This window comes from Vibrio sp. 10N.261.52.A1 (genome assembly GCF_002876325.1).
Lineage (GTDB): Bacteria > Pseudomonadota > Gammaproteobacteria > Enterobacterales > Vibrionaceae > Vibrio > Vibrio chagasii.
Genome location: NZ_MCYD01001171.1, coordinates 1 through 1,848, shown reverse-complemented (window position 1 = coordinate 1,848; position 1,848 = coordinate 1). Strand labels below are relative to the sequence as shown.

The window sequence follows — 1,848 nt, the reverse complement described above, 5'->3', positions numbered from 1 at the left end:
ACTTGAGCGAAGCGAAAATGCCAAGCGTTGCAAATCACTCTTAAATGCTTTGTTATGCCTGTACTAAAAGAGTTCGAAAGACTTATGTTTAATGGCTTCAATCTTAGCCCTTAACTTAATCTTGTCGTCCGCTTTTTTATACGCAAAGTCACTCATAAAAGTAACCAAGTGCTCAAGGTCTTGTACGGTAGTTACCTTTACAAAGGATTTCTCTTTATTGACGTATACACGTGACTTTTTATCGAGCTGTAAAAGCTCGACTGCATTACTCAAAGTACCTGTACTTTTAGTGTCCCAAACCATCAAGCCAAAGTCACAATCTTGAGTCATGGCTAAGTCTTTGGCAGTAAAGAACGCCCTAGAGCCGGGAGATGCACTACTAACGATGTTTTTAACAGCCCAGCGTCCCACGTTATTTCTGGGTTGCCCACCAGTGCAATACACCGTCACATTTTGGTAGGAGTGTTGCAACAAGAACTCTTGTATAGAGGTATCCACTCCATCAGCATCACCAACGATCACGTCAAACCCAGAATCGACTATATGTTTTAAGCGAAAACGCACGTTTTCGTCTAAATTTTTAATTCTCATTGAGCCTGAAACAAAAACCGTAGTCATCATCTTTTCCTAGTAGCTGTAGCAACAAATATTTTGTCAATCTTATCACATTGACGTAGTGTCTGAGTGGCAGCTTCTAATGATGTACCTGTATCGTACAAATCATCGATTATAAGTACATTGTAACCTGTTTCCGGCAATGTCTCGGCTACAACTTTATCATCGATTTCAAATGCCTCCATCAACAACTCTATACGGTCCTCACGACTAGCAATATCTTTCATTTGCGGCGTAGACTTTGATTTTACGAGCAAACCACTAATACAAAGTTTACCCGCGATATTACCGAGCTCTAACGCTATTTCTTGTACAGGTTGTTTGGGTCTAACTTTCGAAGGTGGCATAGCCACGATGAAAGAAATAAAAGGCAGTTTCGGCAAAATATTGTCATTTATACTTTGAGCGATGTCAGTGCACTGAGTAAAGTCATCTCTGTACTTCAAGAGAAACACTGCTTCACCAACATCGGTTCTGACAGTATCAAACTGCGCATGACCCCACTGATTTTCACCAATGTAAGTACTGCTTACAATGTGCTTATCAAGAGAATAACCTAAGTCCCAGACCCCTGTAATTTCTTTTACATTTACATCCATAATTACACTCCTAGCTTGACGTTGAAATCTATTATTCTTTGAAAGGCATAACGCCTTGTTAAGGTGTGAGGCACGCAATACCGAAGCTTCCGCATACCACCTTAACCACTAAACCTGACGCATGGTAAAAATGCCACGCGTGCCGAATCACTCTTAAACAATTTGTTAGCAGGACATTACGCAAGTAGCCGATGCTTCATTGACATAACTATAACCTTCGATAGTGACTGTAATCTGCTCTAAACCAAAAACTGACTCTGACGTTATCACTATAGGGAAGTTTAGTCTTATCAAGTCGTTATGATTGGGCTTCGTAATGCCAAACCAAAAGCCTACGGTTTTGCCATTTACGAACATATTGGGTTGAGAATATTCGACTTCAGCTAATCCATAATGAATGAAACCAATAAACTCATTACCATTCGCATCGACGAATTTCGCCCTGACAATGATGTTAGAGTTGGGATCTAGTGCATCATCTTGGCTAGCTTGACAAATGACAGTCTCATCATGACTATCATCTTTCCATGAGGGAAACTGCCATACAGCATGATCTTGTATATCTTGGGGAGTTATTTCCCATATTTGCTTAGCCATGTTACTCCTGTACTGCTAACAGCTATATTAGACAGAA

Annotated in this window: 3 protein-coding genes; all 3 read right to left on the bottom strand. The window is 40.3% G+C overall.

Annotated features, from left to right (window positions below; all coding sequences use genetic code 11):
• Positions 1-63: 63 nt before the first annotated feature.
• The gene (locus BCT81_RS25005; protein ID WP_241908273.1) at positions 64-621 is read right to left on the bottom strand and encodes a hypothetical protein; all 558 of its coding nucleotides are present in this window, start codon (positions 619-621) and stop codon (positions 64-66) included.
• On the bottom strand, positions 618-1,214 hold the full coding sequence (locus BCT81_RS25000; protein WP_102426212.1) for a ComF family protein: 597 nt from the start codon (positions 1,212-1,214) through the stop codon (positions 618-620). The genes BCT81_RS25005 and BCT81_RS25000 overlap by 4 nt, the downstream gene beginning before the upstream one ends.
• Before the next feature lie 165 nt (positions 1,215-1,379).
• Positions 1,380-1,811: a hypothetical protein gene (locus BCT81_RS24990; protein WP_102426211.1), complete on the bottom strand. Its 432-nt coding sequence runs from the start codon at positions 1,809-1,811 to the stop codon at positions 1,380-1,382.
• Between the last annotated feature and the right edge of the window lie 37 nt (positions 1,812-1,848).